Source organism: uncultured Anaerococcus sp. (genome assembly GCF_963512375.1).
GTDB lineage: Bacteria > Bacillota > Clostridia > Tissierellales > Peptoniphilaceae > Anaerococcus.
Genome location: NZ_CAUPMI010000015.1, coordinates 24,328 through 47,782 on the forward strand (window position 1 = coordinate 24,328; position 23,455 = coordinate 47,782).

The following is a 23,455-nucleotide window of genomic DNA, read 5'->3' on the forward strand; positions in this document are numbered from 1 at the left end:
AATTCCTTCCACCACAAGGCCTAGTAAGCGTAAAATTGCTAGGCTAAGAAGGATTTTAAAATTATTATAGCTATAAAAAATTATTCTTTGAGCATTAGGCCCTTATTTTTGTATAAAATTATGTTATAATTAAAAGAGAGAGGTTTAAATGCCAATTATATTTTTAAAAAATATGTTTATGCCAATCTTTGCGGTAACAGCGGTGATAAGCTTAATTAACTTTATAATGGATGGTAAAAAGCTCTATGCCTATATCAGCATTGTGACAGCCCTTTTTGCCGCAATTGCCTTAGTTATATCGATAATAAGCCCGGCTAGTGATTTATTTGTGCAATTATATCTATTGTTATTCTTATTATCAATAGCTCTAGTCATTTTGGCTTTAAAAAAGCAAATCGATGCTTTTACCCTTATCGGTATAATTTTGATGGTCGTGATGTTGTATCTATTACTAAAATTCCCATTGGTATGAAAGAGGATTAAATGATTAATATCAAAAATTTAAGAAAAGTTTATGAAAATGGCTATGAAGCCTTAAAATCTGTCAATCTGGATATAGAAGATGGTGCCCTAGTGACCCTTCTAGGTCCTTCTGGTTGTGGTAAGTCTACAATCTTAAATATTATAGCAGGTATACTTGACCCAACAGAGGGGGATATCTTATTTGACAGTGATTCGATTGTAAATCTCCACCCAAAAGATCGTGATATAGGAATGGTATTTCAAAATTATGCCCTATATCCACATATGACAGTTCTTGAAAATATAATATTTCCCCTAACTGTAGGTGATAAAAAGATTAAAAAGGATGAGGCTATTAAAAGGGCCCAAAAATATATGGACCTTACCTATATTACAGATATAAAGGATAAAAAACCTAGCCAAATATCTGGTGGTCAGCAACAAAGGGTGGCTATAGCTAGAGCCCTAGTCAAAAATCCTAAGACCCTACTTTTAGATGAGCCCCTAAGTAACCTTGATGCAAGGCTAAGGCTATCTATCAGGGAAGAGATTAGAAATATAGTAAAGTCTGTAGGAGTTACGACAATATTTGTAACCCACGACCAGGAAGAAGCCCTATCAATTAGTGATTACATAGCCCTAATGGATAAGGGAGTCATCCAACAATTTGATAAGCCACAAAACCTATACTTAGAGCCTGCAAATCTCTTTGTAGCTAAGTTTATAGGTAATCCTATCATAAATATCTACGAGCTTGACAATACAAAAGATTCTATAAGCAGGGACAATCTATTCTTAGATAAGTCAAAGCTTATCGAAGATAGGAAAAAGGCAGCCCTTGATAAGGATACCTACCTAGTTGGAATTAGGCCTGAGCATTTCAAGCTTGATCCAAACGGGGACTTAGAGATAGAAGTAGAAACTAGAGAGATGATAGGTCGCTATATGATCTTGCATTTTACTATCCTAGGCCAAGCATCAAGGATGGTTGTTGACTCAGCCCTTGAAATAAAAGAAGGGGAAAAGATTAGAATTTCAATTGACCATAAGGCAATCTATATATTTGAAGAAGATGGAAAGAGAGTCTACTAATGAAAAAGAAGTCCTTCTACAGGGCAGAAAGGACCAACAAGGCTTGGTTATATTTGCTTCCTGCCTTATTCTTTATACTGGTATTTAATGTATATCCACTTATTAGAACCTTTTACATGTCTGTTCACAACAACAACATCATGAATCCAACCTATGTTGGCTTTCAAAATTTCCCTATAGTCCTAAATGACAAGCTCTTTAGGCTAGCGATGAAAAATACCTTGATTTATTCGGTAACAGTCGTGCCTTTGTCTATAATCATTTCCATGTTTATAGCCCTAATCCTAAATGAGAAAATCAAGGGAGATAAGTTTTTTGAGACTATATTTTTTATACCTTACCTAACAAGTGTAATAGCTGTAGGTATCGTATTTAGGTATTTATTTAATGGCAAATACGGCTTTATCAACCACATGCTATCTTTTGTGGGAGTCGGTCCAATTGATTTTTTAAACAATCCTGACTACAATATGCTAGCAGCCATTATCTTTGGTGTGTGGAATGCCCTAGCCTTTAATATAATCGTAATCTTAGCCGGTCTAAGGGGCATAGATGAGTCTTATTATAAGATAGCAGACACCTTTGGAGCAAGCAGCTGGGAGCAATTTAAAAAGATAACCCTCCCACAGCTAACAAGCATAATAACATTTTTGTTTTTGACAAGTTTTATAGCAACCTTTAAGGTCTACAACCAGATCTTTGCCCTCTTTAACGGCAAGGCAGGTGTGGGAAATAGGCTGATGACAGCAGTCTTTTATATCTATAGGAAGTTTTATGTGGAATATAGGTATGGTCAGGCCATGGCAGCAGCAGTCCTACTCTTCCTCTTCCTACTAGTCCTAACCTTCGCTCAAAGAAAAATAATAAAGATAATATCAAGGTAGGTTAAAATGAGAAAAGTATTAAAAGTTCTATCATTCATATTCATAATAATAATGGCAGCTATAACCCTCTTCCCATTTTTGTACATGATATCATCATCCTTGATGAGCTTTGGAGAGGTAACACAGATTCCGCCTAAGCTTTTGCCAAAGGCCCCACAATTTAATAACTATGTAGAGGCCATGAAGGCGGCACCTTTTGCAAGATATTTTGTAAATACAGTATTCGTATCATTGATAAATACAATGGGAACCCTAATTACAACAACCCTTGCAGCCTTCGCTCTAAATTTCCTAAACTTTAAGGGAAAGACAGTCTTACAAAATTTCATGCTAGCTCTACTAATGGTTCCTTTTGAAATAATAATCTTTACCAACTATTCAACCATAGCCAAGCTAGGTCTACTTGATACCTACACAGCACTAATAATCCCATTTTTGGCATCAGTATTTTATATATTCTACCTAAAAGAATTTTTAAAATCTGTCCCAATGGAATTTTATAATGCGGCCAAGGTAGATGGGGCAAGCGACTTTGAATTTATAAGAAGGGTCATGATTCCAATGTGCAAGCAAAACCTATTTACCATAGGTCTGCTCAATTTCATCACAGGTTGGAACTCATTCTTATGGCCAATCCTTGTCACAAATACAACAAAGATGAGGCTAATATCAAACGGTCTTTCATCATTTGCAACAGAAGCTGGTCAATTAATCCATCTACAAATGGCAGCATCAACCATTACAATTTTGCCAATCCTAATACTCTACTTTATCTTCAGGAAGCAAATCTTAAGGGGAGTATCATTTGGAGGAATCAAAGGTTAATCTTGAAAAAAAATCATAGAGAGGTATATATTTAATGTAAGAATTGGCTAAGAAATTAGCCGGGAAGCACCTTAAAAAAAGGAGAAATAAGGGGTAAAAATGAAAAAGAAATTATCATTATTAGCAGCACTTGTTCTTAGTCTTGGAGTATTTTCAGCATGTGGATCTACATCAAACGAAGCTCCAAAAGAAGAGACAAAGGTAGAAGAATCTGAAAAAGCACAAGATTCTAAAGAAGAAAAGGCAGAACCTGCCAAAGAAGGCCAAACAGAAATCAAATTCTGGCATGCAATGGGTGGCGGTCAAGGTGAAGCTCTAGAAGCAGTTGTAGCTGACTTTGAAAAAGAAAACCCAGACATAAAAGTAACACTTCAACACCAAGGTGGATATGGTGATCTTAACCAAATCCTAGTTGCAACAATGCAATCACCTAAAGACCTTCCAACCATAACCCAAGCTTATCCTGACTGGATGCTACAATTTAGCGATGCAGGCATGGTAGCTGACCTAACAGATAGGGTAAAAGGTGAAGGCGGAATTGAAGATTATGATGACATCTTTGAAGGTGTAAGAAATGAAATCGAACAAGATGGCAAAATCATCGGTCTCCCATTTAACAAATCAACAGAAGTTCTTTGGTATAACAAAGATATCTTTGATGAATTAAAATTAGAAAACCCAACAAACTTTGAAGAGCTAAAAGAAGTAGCAAAGAAAATCAAAGAAGAAAAAGGCATTCCAGCTTTCGGTTGGGACTCTCTATCAAACTTCTACGTAACCTACCTTAAAAACAAAGGCATAGACTTTGGTCCAGACCTAGATGTAACAAGCCCTGAATCAATCGAAGCAGTTAATTACTACCTAGATGGTATAAAAGAAGGCTACTTCAGAATAGCAGGAACAGACCAATACCTATCAGGTCCATTCTCAAATGAGCAATTAGCAGGTTATATCGGTTCAAATGCTGGTGAAGTATATGTAAAAGAAGGTGTAGAAGATAAATTCACCTACGATGTAATGCCATATCCAGCAGAAAAAGCTGTACAACAAGGTACAAACGTATATATGTTTGAAGGTGCGAGTGATGAAGAAAAAGACGCAGCATTCAAATTTATTAAATACCTAGCAAGCAAAGAAGCACAAATTAAATTTGGTCTAGCAACAGGCTACATGCCAGCTAGAAAGAGCGCTGTAGAAAGCGATGAATACAAAAATTCAGAGTCAAAAATAGCACCAATCCTAGCACCAGCAAGTGAGAAATTATTCTCAAGACCACTTGTACCAGGCAGCCAACAAGCCTACAACGACATAGCAACAAAATTAGAAGAAATCCTATCAAACCCAGATGCTGACGTAAAAGCAGAAATGGAAGCATTCAAAGGTCAATTCGAAGCAGATTTCCAATAATAAAATAAGGACCAGCGGCCAGCTGGTCTTTTTTTGGATGATAATTGCTAAAAATATAACAATATTAGCCGAAAATGAAAAATCGTGTTATAATATAGGTAGAAAATTAAAGATATCGGCTTATACCGGTTGATAATAGGGACTTTTGTAGGTTTTGCTACAATAGTCCCTTTTTTAAAAAATATTTTGGAGGATTTATGGCAAGAATTAATGTAAATAACGAAATCAAGACCCTTAAGAAGGTAATGCTACATAGACCTGGAGATGAGCTTTTAAATCTTACTCCTAACCTACTAGACGAGCTTTTATTTGATGATATACCTGATCTAGAAAAGGCCCAGGAAGAGCATGATGAATTTGCGAAGATTTTTAGGGATAATATGGTAGAGGTTGTTTATCTTGAAGACCTAATGGCTGAAGCCCTTGCTGCAAATGACGGCCTTAGGGATAAGTTTTTAAAAGAATATTTGGATGAGGCAGGTCTTGTCAATGCCGATATCTACAAGGAATCTAAGAATCTTTTAGAAAGCATTAAGGATAACAAAGAATTTGTAGAAAAAACTATGGCTGGCATTAGCCTTGCAGAAATTGATGCCTTTAACCACCTAAGAGATAAGGTTGTAAGCCACGAAAGATACACAGCTATCAATCCTATGCCAAACCTATACTTCACCAGAGACCCTTTTTCATCAATTGCAAATGGTGTTTCTATAAATGCCATGTATTCTGTAACCAGGTCTCGTGAGACTATCTATGCTGATTATATCTTCAAATACCATCCAGAATATAAGGATATCAAAGATTATTATGGTAGGCATCAAGATAAGCACATAGAGGGTGGTGATATCTTAAATATCAACGAAAACCTAGTTATGGTAGGCATCAGCCAGAGAACTGAAATAGACGCTATAGAAAAGCTTGCAAGAAATCTAATTTTTGATGAAAATAACGAAGTTAAGCAAGTCCTTGCTGTAAATATACCAAATGAGAGGGCCTACATGCACCTTGATACGGTCTTTACCCAGATAGATTTTGATACCTTTACCTACCATCCAGGTATTATTTCAAGCTTCCATGCAGTAAGCTTTACAGAAAAAGACGGAGAACTTGTAAGCGAGCAGATGGATAAGAGCCTAGATGACCTACTTAAGGATGCCCTTGGCCTTGATAAGATTAATCTCTTGCCATGTGGGGGAGGAGACCCAATCGCAGCCCTTCGTGAGCAATGGACAGACGGGTCAAATACCCTAGCCATCGCCCCAGGAAAGGTCATAGTCTATAAGAGAAATAATGTCACAAATAGGATGCTAGAATTAAATGATATAGAAGTTATAAAGCTAGATTCATCAACCCTTACTGTCGGAAGGGGTGGCCCAAGATGTATGTCCATGCCACTTGTTAGAGAATAGGAAAAAGTGGGTATAAAACATTTAAGATAAGTATTATCTTAGAAAGGAAGTATCTTATGGGATTATTTAAGAAACTTGCAGCTATAGCGGCGGCAGATAAGATTACCGACGCTTTAAAAGATGATAAAAAGAAAAGAGGATCTAAGATGTTTAAAGAAAGTAATTACAAAGATAAACCAAATATTATTTCAAGAATAGCAAAGGGAGCCTTCCTAATAGGGGCAGGTGCCTATCTATTAAAGAAAAACAAAAAAGAAGTTAAAGAAGGTATTGACAATGTCAAAGGCGGTGTAGATAGGGCTAAAGAAAAAGCCAACAGAGCCAAAGACGACTTCATAGATGCCTTTAATGGTGAGGAATTAGAATAAATTATTTAATGAACCCAGAATTATCAGAGATATTGAAATATTAGATGTTTTGGGTATAATAATATTAACCAAAGGGATATTAGTTCCATTGTGAACGAAAAAAGGACGAGTTGCAGCTCGTCCTTTTTTTGGCTAGTTATCATTATATTTTCCGTCTAACCATTTGCAAATATAGTAACCACTTACATTTGCCATAACGGAAATCAAAAGGGATATTAGGAAATCCATTGTAAACACCCCCTTTCTGCTATCAGATTGGGTAATGATAACATATATATTATATCACATTTTTTTCTAAAATAAATCTATAGCTAGGCTCACAGCCTTACTTTCCCAAGTTTGATTTCTTATAAAATTATTTGCAAAACTTTTCTTTATCTTCATTGACAAAGTATCTTTATTTGGGTATTATATAGGAAGTTTGGGGTCCTAGATCCCGAAAAATTTATGGAGGTATTTATGTCTAAAGAAAAGAAAATCTATCATATTGATGACAAGGTTCCAGCTAAATTATTATTGCCGCTATCTTTGCAACACACTTTTGCAATGTTTGGGGCATCTGTTTTAGTTCCTATTTTATTTCAAATTAACCCAGGAATCGTTCTTCTTATGAATGGTATCGGAACATTATTATTTATACTTATTACTAAAGGCAAGGCACCTGCTTATTTGGGTTCCTCATTTGCATTTTTAGCACCAGGTACAGCTATTATTGCAAAACAAGGATTTGAATATGCACAAGGTGCCTTTGTTGTAGTCGGAATTTTAGGCTGTATTATGGCCTATATTATATATAAGTTTGGCATAAAATGGATAGATGTGGTATTGCCACCTGCTGCCATGGGTGCGGTTGTAGCCTTAATTGGTTTTGAGCTTGCAGGCAATACTGTCACAGGAGGGGCAATCGGTGCTAACCTTATGACAGATACAGCTAGCTCTAAGGACTTCATTGTCTTTGCTATAACCCTACTTACAGCAATCATCGGCTCTGTAGCCTTTAAGGGATTTTTCTCAACAATTCCTATCCTAATTGCAATAATTGTAGGTTATATTTCAGCTATATTTTTCGACATGGTCGACTTTACACCGGTTCTTGAAGCTAAGCTATTTACTATGCCAAACTTCCACTTGGCTAAGTTTTCTGTAGAATCAATCCTTGCTATGCTTCCGGTAATTCTTGTTATAACAAGCGAGCACATTTCCCACCAAGTTGTTACTTCAAATATCGTCGGCAAGGACCTTCTAAAAGATCCAGGCCTACATAGGTCAATCTTTGCAGATAACTTCTCTTCAGCCCTTTCAGGTCTTGTAGGTGGTGTTCCAACTACAACCTATGGTGAAAACATCGGGGTTATGGCTATTACAGGGGTTTATTCAGTCCAAGTTATAGGTGGAGCTGCTGTAGTTTCAATCCTTATGGCCTTCTTTGGCCCACTTGCTGCCTTTATCTCAACTATTCCAGGCAATGTTATAGGCGGGGTAACCTTCCTACTTTATGGAATGATTGGTACAAGCGGGATTAGGCTTTTGGTAGATGAAAAGGTAGATTATTCAAAATCTATGAACCTAGTCCTAACATCAGTAATATTTATAGCAGGTCTTTCAGGCCTAACAATTAAGTTTGGGTCAATAAACCTATCAGGCATGGTTCTAGCATCTGTTGTAGCAGTCGTCTTATCAGCCTTTATGACTCTCTTAAGAAAACTAAATTTAACAAATCAATAAAATTAAGCAAGAAAAAATCCAAGACGATCCTTATGATCATCTTGGATTTTTTAAATTAAAGACCAAATATTTCTGCGCCTAGTTTTGTCTCAGCTGGATCTTTTCCTTCAAAGACTATAGCCTTTACATCCATTTGGTATTTTATGTCTCCCCAAAGGATGCCGCCTACAAACTTATCTCCATTTTTAAAGAGTTTGTAAATTTTACCGTCTTTTTCGATTTTTTCTTCTTCGATGCCTTCGCCAGAATTCATTCCTGCTGAAAATAGCTTGATATCACCAATCATGAGGGTTGAGAATGGTTTTGGTTTTTCATAAGTTCTATGTTCTCCAGTCATGTTGGCACCGGCAATCTTGCCCATTTCCATGCTTGCTGTCCAAAGACCAATTGTGAAATTATCTATTTGGGCAACATCTCCTGCTGCATAGATGTCATAACCTTCTACCTTTAGGTCTTCTCCTACTAGGATACCCCTGTCTGTAGCTAGATCTGAGTTTTGAGCGATTTCTATATTAGATCTTACACCTGCTTGGATCATGATGGCATCAGCTTTGATTTCTGAATCATCTGATAGTTTTACTCCTACAACGTGTCCATCTTCGATTAGGATTTCCTTGGTATTTTTGCCTGTTAGGGTTTCAATGCCCATTTCATTTAGGGCCTTTTCTAATTTGCCTGAAAGGTCTCTGTCAAGCTGTCTAGCAAGTAGGTAATCAAAGGCCTCTATTACAAGGATATCAAGGCCAAGCTTGTGGGCTGAATCAGCAGCTTCTAGTCCTAGGATGCCACCGCCGATTATAACTAATTTTTTCTTACCTTTTACATAATTTTTAAATTTTACTAGGTCTTCTGAGCTTCTTATTGCAAAAACACCTTGGCTGTCAGCGTTTTTGATAGGTGGGATAAAGGCATGGGCACCTGTAGCAATTAGGACCTTGCCATATTCTATCTCTTCTCCATCTTCCAGGTAGGCAACTTTGTTGTCCTTATCTATTTTTACAACCTTTGTATTAAATCTTTCCTCTATGTGTCTGTCATTATACCAAGGGTCTTTCTTGACAAGGATTTCATCATCGTTAAAGTCTTTGGCAATTAGCTCTGATAGTCTAGTTCTCCAATAAGTATGACCTTTTTCATCAGATACTATGAGTATAGTAGCTGTTTCTTCATGTTTTCTAATTTCTTCTGCAGCTGATAAACCAGCTATACCATTTCCTATAATTAAATAATCGTACATTTATTATCCTTTCATGTTTTGCTTATCTCTTATAATTATATCACTTTGATAAGATTATAACAACGATAAGACGCTTTTATGGTATAATATTTCTATGAGAAGAGCAGAAATTAAAGATATAAACAAAATTGAATACATAATAGAAAATGCTAAAAAAGCCCTAAAAGAAGACGGTATAGACCAATGGCAGATAGGGTCTATGGATAGGGATTTTCTTTGTAATCAAATTATTAAAGGTAAGGCTTATGTCTATGAGGATAAGGGAGAGCTTATGGCCTATGTTTATTTATCCGACGAGAAAGAGGCTGCTTATGAAGACCTTGACAAGGACTTTAAGGGGGAAAATTATATTACCATCCACACCTTTGCAGTAGATATGGAGGCCAGGGAAAATGGTCTAGGTTCAAGGTTTATGATGGAGATTTTAAAGTTTGGAATTAAATTAAATCTTGATAGCCTAAGGATAGATACCCACCAGGACAATTTTAGGATGAGGTCCTTATTAAATAAATTTGGTTTTAAGAAAATTGGAAAAATTTTAATTGATGAAGAAGGTAAGAAAAAGCCAAGAATAGCCTATGAGTTGATGTTATGATTAATGAAAAGCAAGATATAATTATAAATAAGGCAAGGACTCCTGCGGCAGTAATCGCTGGACCAGGCACCGGTAAAACCTTTACCATTGTCAAAAAGGTAGTTAGCCTTATTAAAAATGAAGGCTATCAGGCAAATAGGATTCTTATTACAACCTTTACTAAAAAGGCCGCCAAGGAACTTTCAACAAGGATAATATCTGAATTTAAAAACGAAGGGATAAGGGCTGAGCTTAAGGATATGATGATAGGTAATTTCCACTCCTTGGCCCTTGATTTTATGGAAAAATACCCAGTCCTTGATGAAAATTTCCTTGATAAGACCATAATAGATACGGTTATGGAGACCTATATAATCGAAAAAAATCTGGACCTTTACAAAAAAATCCCAGACTATGATATTTTTATAGACTACAACGACGTATTTGCCATAAAAAATATCTATGAAGAAATAACAAACAAGCTCTACGACCCCCTAAAACTCCTTGCAAGCGAGGACCCTAAAGAGGCCTTTGCTGGCAAAATTTACCTGACTCACGAAAAAATCTTAACTGATAAAAAACTAGTCAACTTCCAGATGATCTTAAGGGATTTTTATAGGCTCTTAGATGACCCTGTAAGAGGTGAGGAAATTAGGTCTGCTATTGACTTTGTCATAGTTGATGAATACCAGGATACCAACCACATCCAGCAGGAGATAGCCTTTAAGCTTGTTAGGGATAAGGAAATTATGGTCTTTGGTGATGATGACCAGTCTTTATATTCCTTTAGGGGGGCAGATCCAAGAAATTTAACCAACTTTAGCGATAATTTCTACAAGGCCAAGGGCTACAGGGCAAATATTTATAAGCTCGATATAAATTACAGGTCCAATCAGCACATCCTAGATGGGGCGAGTGCTTGGCTTAAGAGCCTAGGAGCTAAGGATATAGTAGATAAAAATCTTAGGGCCAAGGCTAAGGATTCTAATCCAAATACCATAGTCAGGGCCAGGGCCTATGAATATGCTAACCTATTGAAGGTGGTTAAAATCTTATCTACCTATATAAATCTTGGCCAAATAGCCTTTTTATTCCCTTCCTTGGGGACAGACTATGTAAATAAGCTCCAGGCCTTCTTTGAAGCAGGTGGGATAAGGGTTTTAAATAAGAAGTCTGCCAAATATTTTGAAAGAAGCGAGATAAGGGCTATGGTCTTTATCCTGATGAAGCTAGCAGGCCTTAGTCCATATTATGAAGACCCGGACAATGCCTATGGCAAGGATGCTAAAGATAAGATATCCTATATGAATTATCTTTTTGGCCTTAATAATGATTTGTCCCTAGCCCAGAATAAAGAAATCATGGACTTTATTGAAGCTAAAAAGGGAGCTGATATTCTTGTTACAAATCTCCTCTACCAGGCCCTGGGTCTTGATTATTTTAGGGCCTTTCTTATAAAAGATGAAAAGGAAATGGAAGCTCTGAGGGAGATTACAAATATTTCTGCCTTCATAGGGGTTGCTAGAGATTTTGATGAGATTTATGGAAGTGATAGGGGTGAAGATTATTATCAGGAATTTGTAGAAGCCTACATATTTCATCTTTATAGGTCAAAAGCTATTGAAGAATTAAAGGATTTAGAAAGTCATAAGGATGCGGTTAATTTCATGACCATCCACCAGGCTAAGGGCCTTGAGTTTGATACAGTCTTCATATCAGGCCTTTATGATAAGCCAAGGGCAAACGCCAATGACTTCCTAGAAAAAAGAGACCCAAAGGACTTCACTTTTGTAAAAGATTTTTATAGAAAATACTATACAGGCTTTACCAGAGCCAAAAATCTCCTGGTCTTGCTTGATAATAATAAGGATGTAAGGCTAGCAAATTTTGCGAAATCCTATCCACCAAGCTCGGTTTTAAAGACAATTGACTTTAAGAGGGCCGAAGAGGAAAAGGAAAAGAAAACCCTGGCCTATACTACAGATATAGAAGTCTATAAATCTTGTCCTTTATCATATAGATTTATCAGGAAATTCGACTTTAGGGCCCTAAAGACAGAGGCTCTCTCCTTTGGTACCAATACCCATAAGCTTGCGGAATACCTTGCCCTAAGGCCAGAAGATAAGGAAAAACTAGAGGCCTTCCTTAAGGAAAATCCAAAATATAAAAAGCCTTTGGAAAATTTTGCTAAAAGAGAATTTGAAATAGAGGCTGTGGAGACCAACTATAAGCTAGATAGGAATTTTTACATCCTCCAGGGAAAGGTCGATATAAACCTTAAAGATGGGTCGATTTTAGATATAAAAACTGGTTCTTATAAAGAGGACTTCATCGAAGTCTATACCAACCAGCTTATGACCTACAGACACTTAGTCAAGGCGACTGGCAGGGACCTAGCAAAAATGTATCTTTATTTTATAGAAGAAGATAGGCTTCTTGAAATAAAGCCTACAGACTTTGATATAAATGAGATAGATAAGATTGCAAAGCTAATCGATGAAAACCTCACCCTAAGAAGAACTGACGATAAAAACAAGTGTAAATTCTGCCAGATGAAGTATTTTTGCAAAAGAGATTGATAAAAGTCTACTATGTAATACAATATAGCTAGGTGATAAAATGATAGATTCGCAAATGTTAAAGGGATTAATCGATGGTATAATCCTCCACATAATCAAAAATAAGGAAACCTATGGCTATGAAATAATTGAAGAACTCAAGCTAAATGGTTTTTACAATATGACAGAAGGAACTGTCTACCCAATCTTGACCAGGCTTATAAAAAAAGGCCTAATCCTAGGCACCTATAGGAAATCAGACATAGGTCCTAGGAGAAAATATTACTATATAACAGATCAGGGTAGGGACTATCTTGAAGGTTTTTACAAATCCTATGATAGTCTAAGCCAGGCTATGGCAAATATCCTAGAAAAGGGGAGAAAATGAGAGTAGACAAGATGATTGGTAATACTGGTCTTGATACCAGGAAAAATATAAAAAGAAATGCAAAAAAAGGAGCCCTAGTTATAAATGGGGTGACCGTAAAAGATTCATCAACAAAGGTAGATCCCTATGTAGATGAGGTTTTCTACATGGGTCATTTTGTGGAATATATAGAAAATATCCACCTAATGATGAATAAACCGGCTGGTGTTTTATCAGCAACCAAGGATGAAGATGAAACGGTAATAGATCTTTTGGATGATTTTTACCTAGATTATGACCTGTCAATAGCTGGAAGGCTAGATAAGGATACTACAGGGCTTTTAGTTCTATCTACAGATGGAAAACTCATTCATAAGATAACAAGTCCAAATTCAAATATTACAAAGACCTATGAGGCCATCACAAGAGATCCAATTGATCAAAGCTTTATCGAAGAATTTAAAAAAGGTGTCTATATAAAAGAAGACGATTACACAGCAAGGCCTGCCGATCTTGAAATCCTAGAGCCAAATAAGGCCCTTGTTAAGGTTACAGAAGGCAAGTTTCACCTTGTTAAGAGGCTTTTTTCAAATCTAGGAAATGAAGTTACCAGCTTAAAAAGAATAGCTATAGGAGATTTAAAGCTTGACCCATATCTAGGAGAGGGTGATTATAGAGAACTTACTGAGGCTGAGTTAGAACTTTTTAAATAAGATAAAATAAGATAAAATTTTTTATGAAAACACTTGCAAAAATAATTCCTTAATGATATAATGAAGATACATTATAATAATGAGAGAAGCGAGCTTTAATAATTTAGGGCTCGCTTTGTGCGTTTAGGGAGAGATATGCTAGAAATTAGAGAAGTACTGTATGAAAATCCGTTGATTATGGCCATCAAAGATGGCAAAGACTTAAGAGAATGTCTTAAGGACGAATACGAAGATAATAAGATTGTCTTTGTTCTTTTTGGAACCATAGAAACGATTCCAACTATAGTGGCTAAACTTAAAAAGAAGAATAAAATTGTCTTTATCCACGAAAACCTAATCGAGGGCTTATCATCATCTCGCTTTTCACCTAGTTTTATCAAAAAATACACAGAAGCTGATGGAATTATTACCCTTAGGGCACAAAATGTATACGAGGCAAAAAAGTTAGGCTTATGCACAGTCTTTAGGTTTTTCCTTCTAGACAGCCTATCTTATGAGAATGTTAAGGATAGTATCAAAAATACTTCCTCAGATTTCTTAGAGGTCTTGCCAGGTATCATGCCTAAGATGGTAACAGAAATTGGCAAAAGGACTGCCATACCTCTTGTAGCAGGGGGGCTAATAAGGGATAAGTCCGATGTGATTGATGCCTTGAATGCGGGTGCTATTGCTGTTTCAAGTTCAAATTATGAAGTATGGAAAATGTAAAGGAGTAAATATGACAAAGTACATTATGGCGTTAGATGCCGGAACAACTAGTAACAGAGCGATAATTTTCAATAAAAAGGGCGAGATTATGTCTGTTGCTCAAAAAGAATTTACACAATTTTTCCCACATCCAGGTTGGGTAGAGCATGACGCTACAGAAATCTGGTCAACACAAATAGGAGTATGTACTGAAGCTATGGCAAAACTCGGCGTTACTGCTGATGATATCGAAGCTATTGGTATTACAAACCAAAGAGAGACAACCATAGTTTGGGAAAAGGATACCGGTAAACCTGTTTACAACGCAATCGTTTGGCAATGTAGAAGAACTGCAGATATGGCTGATAAACTTGTTGAAGAAGGCTATAGAGGCATGGTTCAAGAAAAAACCGGTCTTGTTCTAGACCCATATTTCTCTGCTACAAAGATTAGATGGATTCTTGATCATATAGAAAACGGCCAAGAAAGAGCTGAAAATGGCGAATTACTCTTCGGTACAGTTGATACTTGGTTAGTTTATAACCTAACTCGTGGCAAAGTACACGTTACAGATTATTCAAACGCTTCAAGAACAATGATCTTCAACATCCATACCCTAGAATGGGATGATGAACTTCTAGCTATGCTAAACATTCCAAAATGCATGCTCCCAGAAGTTAAGCCATCTTCTTATGTATATGGCACAACCTTCCCAGGCTACTTTGATGGTGAAATCAAGATAGCTGGTATAGCAGGTGACCAACAAGCAGCCCTATTTGGTCAAACATGTTTTGAAAAGGGAGATGCTAAAAATACCTACGGTACAGGTGCCTTCCTATTAATGAATACAGGAAATGAAGCTGTTAAATCAGAAAATGGCCTTGTAACAACAATTGCTTGGGGTCTTGAAGAAGGCAAGGTAGATTACGCACTTGAAGGTTCAATCTTCGTTGCAGGTTCTGCTATCCAATGGCTAAGAGACCAACTAAGAATAGTTGATGCCGCAGATGATACAGAATATATGGCTACAAAAGTAGATGATACAAATGGTTGCTATGTAGTTCCAGCCTTCACAGGACTTGGTGCTCCATATTGGGATCCATATGCTAGAGGAGCAATAGTTGGCCTAACACGTGGTACAAACAAATATCACATAGTAAGAGCTACTCTAGAGTCCCTTGCTTATCTAACAAATGACGTATTAGCATCAATGGAAAGAGACGCAGGCCATGCCCTACACGAACTAAAGGTAGATGGTGGTGCAAGTGCAAACAACTTCCTAATGCAATTCCAAGCTGACATGATTCAAACCAAGGTTGAAAGACCAAAAACACTTGAAACAACAGCCCTAGGTGCATCTTACCTAGCAGGTCTTGCAACAGGTTACTACAAAGACAAAGAAGAAATCAAAGAATACAGATTAGTAGACCATGCCTTTGAACCAGAAATCTCTAAAGAAGAAAGAGATAAGAAAGATAGAAACTGGCAAAGAGCTATAGCTAGATCTTTTGACTGGGCAAAACACTACGAAGAATGATATTTGATTGAAAAGGATAATCCAGTATAATATTAATAACTGAATAAGGATAGAGAGAAGTGAGCGTAAGTGTTAGTATACTTGCGCTCGCTTTTTTCTATAGTTTTTTACATAAAAGGAGTAAATATGTTTGATGTAATAATAATTGGTGGAGGAGTTGTCGGAGCATCAGTTGCAGCCCACCTATCAAAGAAAAAAGGTAAATTTTTATTACTAGAAAAAAACGAAGACGTATGTACCGAAACAACTAAGGCCAACTCTGGTATCTGCCATGGTGGTTATGATGCTGTTCCAGGCACCCTAAAGGCTAAATTCAACGTCGAAGGCAACCAAATGATGGAAGAAGAAAGTAAGCTCTTCGTCTTTCCTTATAAGAAAATTGGGACCCTAGTCCTATGCCATGCTGAAAAAGATATGCCAAATCTTCAAAAACTATACGACTATGGTATAGCAAATGGTGTAAAGGGTATGAAAATCCTAAATAGGGAAGAAACCCTAGCCCTAGAAAAAAACATCACAGAAGATGTAGTAGCTTCTCTATATTGCTCAGAAGCAGGCATCCTTGATCCATTTTTAATGAATATAGCCTATGCAGAAGTATCAAATATAAATGGCGTAGACTATAAGTTCAATACAAAGGTAGAAAAAATCGAAAGAGCAGATGACCATTGGCTTTTACACACAAATAATGGCGATTTTGAAACAAAGGCTGTAATTAACTGTGCAGGCATCTATTCAGATGAACTACATAACCAAATTTCTGATACAAAATATGAAATCAAGGCTAGACGTGGTGAATACTTACTTTTAGACAAGGAAACAGCTGGTTTTGTAAAGCATGTAATGTTCAACCTCCCATCTGAAAAAGGAAAGGGAATCCTAGTAAGTCCAACCATAGACAACAACACACTAGTAGGTCCAACCTCAGACTTTATCGATGATAAGAGCGATAGAAGATCAACAAGACAAAGACTTGAAGAAGTTATAGAAAAATCAAACCACACAGTAAAAGATGTTCCAGTTAGGATGGTAATCACATCCTTCTCAGGCAATAGGGCCCACGAAGTAGGCGGCGACTTTATCCTACAAGAAAGCGAAGAAGGATTCTTCGACTGCGTAGGTATAGAATCTCCAGGACTAACCTCATCTCCAGCCATAGGCAAATATATGGCAAATCTTGTAGCAGATAAATATGGATTCGCAGAAAACGAAGACTTTACTTACGATAGAAAGCCAATACCAAAGACATGCGAGATGAGCCTTGAAGAGCACTCAGAACTAATTAAGAAAAACAAATTATACGGCAAAATCATCTGCAGGTGTGAATCTGTAACAGAAGGTGAAATAGTAGATGCAATCAACAGACCTCTAGGTGCCACAACTGTAGATGGCATCAAAAGACGTGTAAGAGCTAGTGCTGGTAGGTGCCAAGGCGGATTCTGCCTTCCACATCTAATGGAAATCTTAGCCCGTGAACTAGGCGAAGATATGTCAGATGTCGTTAAAAACTCAAAAGAATCTTACTATGTAGATGGAAGAGTAAAGTAGGAGAAGAATATGAAAAATTATGATTTAGTAGTAGTAGGTGGAGGTCCTGCAGGTCTTGCAGCAGCAGCCAAGGCCTATGATTGTGGTATAGAAAATGTCTTAATTGTAGAAAGAGATAATAGGCTTGGTGGAATCCTTAATCAATGTATCCACAATGGTTTCGGCCTTCATAGATTCAAAGAAGAACTAACAGGTCCAGAATATGCTGGAAGATTTGAAGATGAAGTGGCTAATCGTGATATAGATGTAATGCTAAATACAATCGTTATGGACTTTAGCCATGATAAAACCCTAACCCTAATGAACGAAGAAAATGGAATGTTCCAAATCAAACCAAAGGCAGTAATACTTGCCATGGGTTGTAGGGAAAGACCAAGAGGAGCCCTAAACATACCAGGATCCCGTCCAGCAGGCGTATATTCAGCAGGTACAGCCCAAAAACTAGTAAACCTTGATGGCTTCATGCCAGGCAAAAAGGTAGTAATCTTAGGTTCAGGCGATATAGGTCTAATCATGGCTAGACGTATGACCCTAGAAGGAGCAAAAGTCCAATGCGTGGCAGAAATCATGCCATATTCTGGAGGACTTAAGAGAAATATTGTCCAATGTCTAGACGATTTTGATATTCCACTCTACTTTTCAACAACAATATCAGATATAGTAGGAACCGACAGGGTAGAGGGAGTTTACCTATCACAGGTAGATGACCATATGAAAGTTATCCCAGGTACAGAAAGATATGTAGAATGCGATGCTATCCTCCTATCAGTAGGCCTAATACCAGAAAACGAATTAAGTAGGGATGCAGAAATTACTATGGACCCAAGAACCAAGGGAGCAGAAGTATCCGACAGGATGATGACATCAATAGATGGGGTCTTTGCAGCAGGCAACGTCCTCCACGTTCACGACCTAGTGGACTATGTAACAGAAGAAAGTGAACTAGCTGGAGAAAACGCAGCAGCCTACATCAAAGATGAATTCAAAGAAGAAGGCGAAAAGAAAATCCACCTTACACCAGGCAATGGCGTAACCTATACAGTGCCTCAATATATAGCCCCAAGCTCAATGAGAGATGAAGTAGTAATCAGATTTAGGGTAAATAATATCTACCAAAAATCACGCCTAGTACTTGAGGTAGATGGCAAAGAAGTAGCCCAAAAGAGAAAACTAGTATTTGCACCAGGTGAAATGGAAAATCTAGTCATAAAGAAAAGCGACCTAAATGAAAACAGCGAAAAAATCGAAGTAAGATTGGAGAGCTTATGATCAAAGAATTAACCTGCATAAATTGTCCCCTAGGCTGCACAGTCAGCGTCACAGTAGAAGATGGACAAATCACAAACATCACAGGCAATACTTGCAAGAGAGGCGAAGTATATGCTAGAAATGAACTAACAAATCCAGTAAGAGTTGTAACTTCCACAGCAAGAGTAGACGGAGCAGACCAATACTCTGTATCAGTTAAAACTGAAGAAGCGATTCCAAAAGGAAAAATCATGGAAGTAATGGAAGAAATAAACAAGGCCCACATAGCAGCCCCTGTAGCCATAGGCGATACAGTCATAGAAGATGTAGCAGGCACAGGCATAAGAGTAATAGCCACATCAAAGGCCTCATAAAAACAAAACCCCAGCCGTTTTAGGTTGGGGTTTTTGAGTGCCCTTATATATTTTTTAAAATATTATTCTATTTCTAAATACAAATCATTCGCGATAAAAATTTTTGTTATAAAAAGGTTTTCTTGATATAATTAAATAAAGTAAATATATGAGGAAAGGAAAGCAAATGAAAACAGTCAAGAAAATACTTATTGGCATACTTATTTTAATTATACTTGGCCTAGGATTCTTTTTTGGGAAAAAATTTATTGATAGCAAAAAAGAAATAGGCGAAGCTGAGGGGATGAGTGGTGGGATTTCTTCTGAAAAACAAGTGACCATGAAGGAAAGCTTCCCAGCCAAGGCACAAAAGATAAGTTTTGCAGATGGTAAAAATTTCTTCACAATACCAGGCAGGGACAATATTATCCAAACAGATATTGGAGAATATGTCGACGGGCAAATCTTGGTAGATGTGGACCTAGAAAAATTCGATGAAAAGACCTTTGAAAAATACGGGGCAAGTATCATTGCCAGGTGCGATATCTGGGGAGGCTATGAAATATATATAGCTGACAAAAGTTTAGATGAATTAAAGGAAATTGCTGAAGATATAGGCAAGGAAGAAGGCGTATTGTTATCACAAGTCCACTGGCTAGTGCCGACTGTAGCTGAGGAATATTCCTATCCTGATGATAAGTTTAAAGTATATACAGATTACGGTGATATTTTTTCCAACACATTCAAGAAGAATAACTCAGATGAGTTTAACAAAACTAACCTTTGGAACAATTACAGTATCGAAGAAGGGTATAGGTTGATTTCTGAAAATGCTGACCTAGGCGAATCCACAGATGACCCTTATTGGTCTTATAAGGCCACCAACCTTCCATACATGTGGAAAAACTTAGAAAATAAAAAAGAAGTTAACCTAGGTGTATTTGAAAACACGAAATTAAGAAACAATGTAAGTAAGGACTTATCCTTTGAAAACTGGAAATCGAAAGATTATGAATCAGATCATGCAAAGTCCAACTACAAAAAATTGAGGATTATAGACGACATAGCTGACCAAGTAAGGAAGGGGATGTTATCAATTAATATAAAATCAACATTATCATTAAAATTTGACTATCGTAATCACACTCCAAAGGTATGTTCTCTCATAGGTGCAAGGCATAATGATATTGGCTTTAGCGGGGTTTGTAAGAATGCAAAAGTCTTTCCTATTCCTTACCATGAAGCGTTACTTCCATACTTATTGGCCTATAGGATCTCCAATCCAGATAATCCTGCCAATATATTTAGTATTAGCATGAGTCCAGGAGTCCTTGAACTTTATTATATTAATTCTAATGAATCATTAGAAAAGGATTCAATCAATGAAATGTTTAGAATTATGATGAATATAAAAAAAGAACCAGAAGATTTTATTAAAGCTGCAAATCAAACAAAAGAAAGCTACAATAAGTCAAAACTTAGGCTAAATATGGCCTTAAGGGCCCTTAAGAATGATGGCAAAGATTTTTTGATTGTAAGATGTGCTGGGAACGAAGGGGAAAAAATAGCTAAGATAGAAAAATATACAAGAGTTAAGATAGAAAAAACCACAATTTTTGATGAACTTGACCCAGACCTTAAGGACCATGTTATCATTGTAGGGGCATCTCGTCCGAAATTTTCTAATGGCAAAACTTTCTTTGCTGATTTTTCTACCACAAGAAATGTTGACATAGTGGGTCCAGGCGAGAATATTCCAGGCTATGACAATGGTGGCCATGTGGTTCTATGGGGAGGAACATCAGCTGCAACACCATTTATAGCCGGCCTTGCTGCTAACCTCTATGGGGCTTATCCAGAAAAAATGAACGGACCCCTTGCCAAGAAACTTATCCTAGCATCTGGAAATTTAGAAGTCTTGGATGTTAGAGAAGAGAGGCATTCAAAACTAGTCGATGCCAAAATTCTCACAGATTTGATAAAGGATGCAGATTTAGATGATGAGCTTGATGAAGATAGTGAGAAAAGAATTGATGCAAAGAAAAATGATTTTAAATCTGGCAAGTATGGCAAAAGGATTTCATTCTACCAAGAGCACGACGACCCAGAGCTTGCAGCTGACAGGAGAGATTTTATAAAAAATGTCCTCAATAAAACTGCTGATGCTGACTTTAAGGAAAGTGAAATTTATTTAGTAAAGAAGAAGGAAAATTCGTCTTATTATCTTGTAACAAAGGATAATCATTCTAAATACGCCCTACAAAATTATAAGGTTTATGTGGCTCTTCCTAACGCAGACTTATCAGAATATAGGTTGATCCAAGTCGATGATTTCATACCTGATGAAAAATATTCTGATGCCTTTGCAGATTTTTATATCTATAATTTCTATGACCCAGATAAGGATAAATTTACCGACTACCTATTTTTATTCCGTGATCACGGAGGAAATACAGTTGGAGATTACACTATAAGGGCTATTGCCTTAGACGGTGACAGAATCCATCATATTGAAGAATTGAAAGATACCCTAGCCTACAAAGACCTCGTCTACACCAAAAACAACCCTCAAGGCCTCCTAAATGGTTTTAATATCACCCTAGAACCAAGGGCCTATCACAATATCTATATCAAGCACGATTTCAATAATTATAATAGAAACTTTAGGGTAATTGATCAAGATAAAGACCAAGTTGATGAAGTCAAGGACCAAGTTGATGAAGATAAGGATAAAGTTGATGAAAGAGGCGAGAGAGAATCTATATATTCTCTATACATCAAAGATGTATATACAAATACCGACTCCTACCATGACCTTTCTGTTATAGATAAGGATAGCCTCCACTTTATGGATGTAAATGCTCTTAATGAATATTCTATGGAAAACTCTCCATACTTGACTGATCCTCAATATAAGGAATACAGGGATAAATATATTAAAGCCTTAGAAGAAAATAATGGCAAATACATCAAGAAGAATAAAGATGGTAGCTTTTATTTCGGGTTTTACCCTGGAAATGTAGGGAGGGATGTTGAGAATTCTGTAGATTACGAGTTCCAATATTTCCCAGAATATGGAGTGACCTTCTTTGCTTACAAGGATTATATGAAAGAGGATGAGGTGTATTACCTAAAGAGTCCTTATCCAGGCATGGTCGTTAATGATATCTTATACCTAGAAGCAGATTTTCTAGCCTGGTGGATAGGTTTTGAATATCAAATAGACCCTAGCAAAAAATCTATTAATATGAACTTAGAAGGCCATGATATAGGCCAGGAGGGCGTAGATTATATAAAAATACCGACGGGGTCCTATAAATCTATGAAAGATTTGTTAGATGATAATTTTGAAAAAATTAATCCATGAAAATTATTTTATTTACAAGTTAGGTTAAAAAGATATTAAAATAAAAATACCAAGCCAAAGGCAAAATGCTTAGGCTTGGTATTTTTTTTGTAAATTTAGCCAATAGAAAAGCCCCTCAGATGAGGGGGCAGATTGTCGACAAATTTGGATTCGAATGTCATTTAGGCAAACGAAGTGAGGAAGAATCCCATGAATTTAGGATTAAATTTAATTATTTAACAATATTTTAATATGTCTACACTCTGGCCCCACAAGTGTGGGCTTTTCTGGACTAGAATATAAAGTTGAATAAGATTACAGCGATAAGTCCGCCGATGATTGGGCCAACAACTGGAATCCATCCATATCCCCAGTTTGCATCTGTCTTGTTCTTAACTGGGAGAACTGCGTAAGCAATTCTTGGACCAAGGTCTCTGGCTGGGTTAATTGCATAACCTGTTAGACCACCTGTTGACATACCAATTGAAACGATTAGACCGTATACGAATAGCTTGTCAACTCCAGCACCGTTTGCGCCTGCTACATTACCAAAACCAAGGATAGCAAATACAAGGACAAAGGTACCAACTATTTCAGATAGAAGGTTTCTGCCGGTGTTTGGGATTGTAGGTGCTGTACAGAATGTACCCCTAACTCCAAGTGGGTTGTCAGCTGTTGCATCATAGTGGTCTTTGAATAGTATGTAAACTAAACATTGACCGAGGAAGGCTCCTAGCATTTGACCAGCTATGTATACTGGAACTGCGTTAGGTGCTACATCACCCTTAAATGCAAGTGCAATTGTTAGTGCTGGGTTAAAATGAGCTCCTGTGAGCGCTCCAAAGATGGTAGCTGGGATTAGAACGGCAAGACCCCAAGCAATAGTGATTTGGATAGGACCTGCACCTTTCATACCACTCTTGTTCAAAGAAACGTTTGCTACGACACCATTACCTAGAAGTATAAGTATGAGTGTACCGACCATTTCGCCTAAAAAAATATCTCTCATTTTCTCTCCTTTCTCTGAATAAAAAAACAGAGAACTACCTTGGTTATTAGCTCTCTGTCTCTGATTTATTCAACTGTGAAAATGTTTACATTTATATTATATCACA

Annotated in this window: 20 protein-coding genes; 18 read left to right on the forward strand and 2 right to left on the reverse strand. The window is 36.9% G+C overall.

What is annotated here, in order from left to right; all coding sequences use genetic code 11:
- Window positions 1–148 precede the first annotated feature (148 nt).
- The 8 genes from RRB46_RS07375 (at window position 149) to uraA (ending at window position 8,172) form a co-directional block, all read left to right on the forward strand.
- Window positions 149–472 (forward strand): hypothetical protein, encoded by a 324-nt coding sequence (locus RRB46_RS07375; RefSeq protein ID WP_296126182.1) that lies wholly within the window; start codon window positions 149–151, stop codon window positions 470–472.
- An 11-nt stretch (window positions 473–483) separates the two neighbouring features.
- Window positions 484–1,554, forward strand: coding sequence for an ABC transporter ATP-binding protein (locus tag RRB46_RS07380; protein ID WP_297690003.1), 1,071 nt, complete (start codon window positions 484–486; stop codon window positions 1,552–1,554).
- Window positions 1,554–2,438 (forward strand): sugar ABC transporter permease, encoded by an 885-nt coding sequence (locus tag RRB46_RS07385; protein ID WP_311538042.1) that lies wholly within the window; start codon window positions 1,554–1,556, stop codon window positions 2,436–2,438. Before RRB46_RS07380 ends, RRB46_RS07385 begins: the two co-directional genes overlap by 1 nt.
- A 6-nt stretch (window positions 2,439–2,444) precedes the next feature.
- The gene (locus RRB46_RS07390) at window positions 2,445–3,263 is read left to right on the forward strand and encodes a carbohydrate ABC transporter permease (protein ID WP_296126192.1); all 819 of its coding nucleotides are present in this window, start codon (window positions 2,445–2,447) and stop codon (window positions 3,261–3,263) included.
- Window positions 3,264–3,362: 99 nt separating this feature from the next.
- Window positions 3,363–4,670, forward strand: coding sequence for an ABC transporter substrate-binding protein (locus RRB46_RS07395; RefSeq protein ID WP_311538043.1), 1,308 nt, complete (start codon window positions 3,363–3,365; stop codon window positions 4,668–4,670).
- Between the two features lie 197 nt (window positions 4,671–4,867).
- Entirely contained in the window at window positions 4,868–6,079 is a 1,212-nt protein-coding gene (locus RRB46_RS07400) for an arginine deiminase (protein ID WP_311538044.1), read from the forward strand.
- A 56-nt stretch (window positions 6,080–6,135) separates the two neighbouring features.
- The gene (locus RRB46_RS07405) at window positions 6,136–6,447 is read left to right on the forward strand and encodes a hypothetical protein (RefSeq protein ID WP_296126199.1); all 312 of its coding nucleotides are present in this window, start codon (window positions 6,136–6,138) and stop codon (window positions 6,445–6,447) included.
- 459 nt (window positions 6,448–6,906) lie between these two features.
- Window positions 6,907–8,172, forward strand: coding sequence for a uracil permease (gene uraA, locus RRB46_RS07410; protein ID WP_311538045.1), 1,266 nt, complete (start codon window positions 6,907–6,909; stop codon window positions 8,170–8,172).
- A 55-nt stretch (window positions 8,173–8,227) separates the two neighbouring features.
- Here uraA and RRB46_RS07415 read toward each other — a convergent pair whose 3' ends face one another.
- Window positions 8,228–9,409, reverse strand: a complete 1,182-nt coding sequence (locus tag RRB46_RS07415; RefSeq protein WP_311538046.1) for an FAD-dependent oxidoreductase — start codon at window positions 9,407–9,409, stop codon at window positions 8,228–8,230.
- 94 nt (window positions 9,410–9,503) lie between these two features.
- Between RRB46_RS07415 and RRB46_RS07420 the strand changes: the two genes are divergently transcribed.
- The 10 genes from RRB46_RS07420 (at window position 9,504) to RRB46_RS07465 (ending at window position 22,361) form a co-directional block, all read left to right on the forward strand.
- Window positions 9,504–10,004, forward strand: coding sequence for a GNAT family N-acetyltransferase (locus tag RRB46_RS07420; protein WP_311538047.1), 501 nt, complete (start codon window positions 9,504–9,506; stop codon window positions 10,002–10,004).
- The gene (locus RRB46_RS07425) at window positions 10,001–12,562 is read left to right on the forward strand and encodes an ATP-dependent DNA helicase (RefSeq protein ID WP_311538048.1); all 2,562 of its coding nucleotides are present in this window, start codon (window positions 10,001–10,003) and stop codon (window positions 12,560–12,562) included. The genes RRB46_RS07420 and RRB46_RS07425 overlap by 4 nt, the downstream gene beginning before the upstream one ends.
- Before the next feature lie 40 nt (window positions 12,563–12,602).
- Window positions 12,603–12,929 (forward strand): PadR family transcriptional regulator, encoded by a 327-nt coding sequence (locus RRB46_RS07430; protein ID WP_311538049.1) that lies wholly within the window; start codon window positions 12,603–12,605, stop codon window positions 12,927–12,929.
- Window positions 12,926–13,621 (forward strand): 16S rRNA pseudouridine(516) synthase, encoded by a 696-nt coding sequence (locus tag RRB46_RS07435; RefSeq protein ID WP_311538050.1) that lies wholly within the window; start codon window positions 12,926–12,928, stop codon window positions 13,619–13,621. Before RRB46_RS07430 ends, RRB46_RS07435 begins: the two co-directional genes overlap by 4 nt.
- A 135-nt stretch (window positions 13,622–13,756) precedes the next feature.
- The gene (locus tag RRB46_RS07440) at window positions 13,757–14,329 is read left to right on the forward strand and encodes a glycerol-3-phosphate responsive antiterminator (RefSeq protein ID WP_311538051.1); all 573 of its coding nucleotides are present in this window, start codon (window positions 13,757–13,759) and stop codon (window positions 14,327–14,329) included.
- 10 nt (window positions 14,330–14,339) lie between these two features.
- Window positions 14,340–15,845, forward strand: a complete 1,506-nt coding sequence (gene glpK, locus RRB46_RS07445) for a glycerol kinase GlpK (RefSeq protein ID WP_296126221.1) — start codon at window positions 14,340–14,342, stop codon at window positions 15,843–15,845.
- Window positions 15,846–15,971: 126 nt separating this feature from the next.
- Window positions 15,972–17,393 carry an NAD(P)/FAD-dependent oxidoreductase gene (locus RRB46_RS07450; RefSeq protein ID WP_311538052.1) on the forward strand — a complete coding sequence of 474 codons (1,422 nt, stop codon included), beginning with the start codon at window positions 15,972–15,974 and terminating at the stop codon, window positions 17,391–17,393.
- A 9-nt stretch (window positions 17,394–17,402) separates the two neighbouring features.
- Window positions 17,403–18,662, forward strand: coding sequence for an FAD-dependent oxidoreductase (locus tag RRB46_RS07455; RefSeq protein WP_311538053.1), 1,260 nt, complete (start codon window positions 17,403–17,405; stop codon window positions 18,660–18,662).
- Window positions 18,659–19,015 carry a DUF1667 domain-containing protein gene (locus tag RRB46_RS07460; RefSeq protein WP_296126229.1) on the forward strand — a complete coding sequence of 119 codons (357 nt, stop codon included), beginning with the start codon at window positions 18,659–18,661 and terminating at the stop codon, window positions 19,013–19,015. Before RRB46_RS07455 ends, RRB46_RS07460 begins: the two co-directional genes overlap by 4 nt.
- Before the next feature lie 166 nt (window positions 19,016–19,181).
- Window positions 19,182–22,361: a S8/S53 family peptidase gene (locus RRB46_RS07465; RefSeq protein ID WP_311538054.1), complete on the forward strand. Its 3,180-nt coding sequence runs from the start codon at window positions 19,182–19,184 to the stop codon at window positions 22,359–22,361.
- A gap of 271 nt (window positions 22,362–22,632) precedes the next feature.
- Here RRB46_RS07465 and RRB46_RS07470 read toward each other — a convergent pair whose 3' ends face one another.
- Window positions 22,633–23,349, reverse strand: a complete 717-nt coding sequence (locus RRB46_RS07470) for an MIP/aquaporin family protein (protein WP_311538055.1) — start codon at window positions 23,347–23,349, stop codon at window positions 22,633–22,635.
- Window positions 23,350–23,455: the final 106 nt, after the last annotated feature.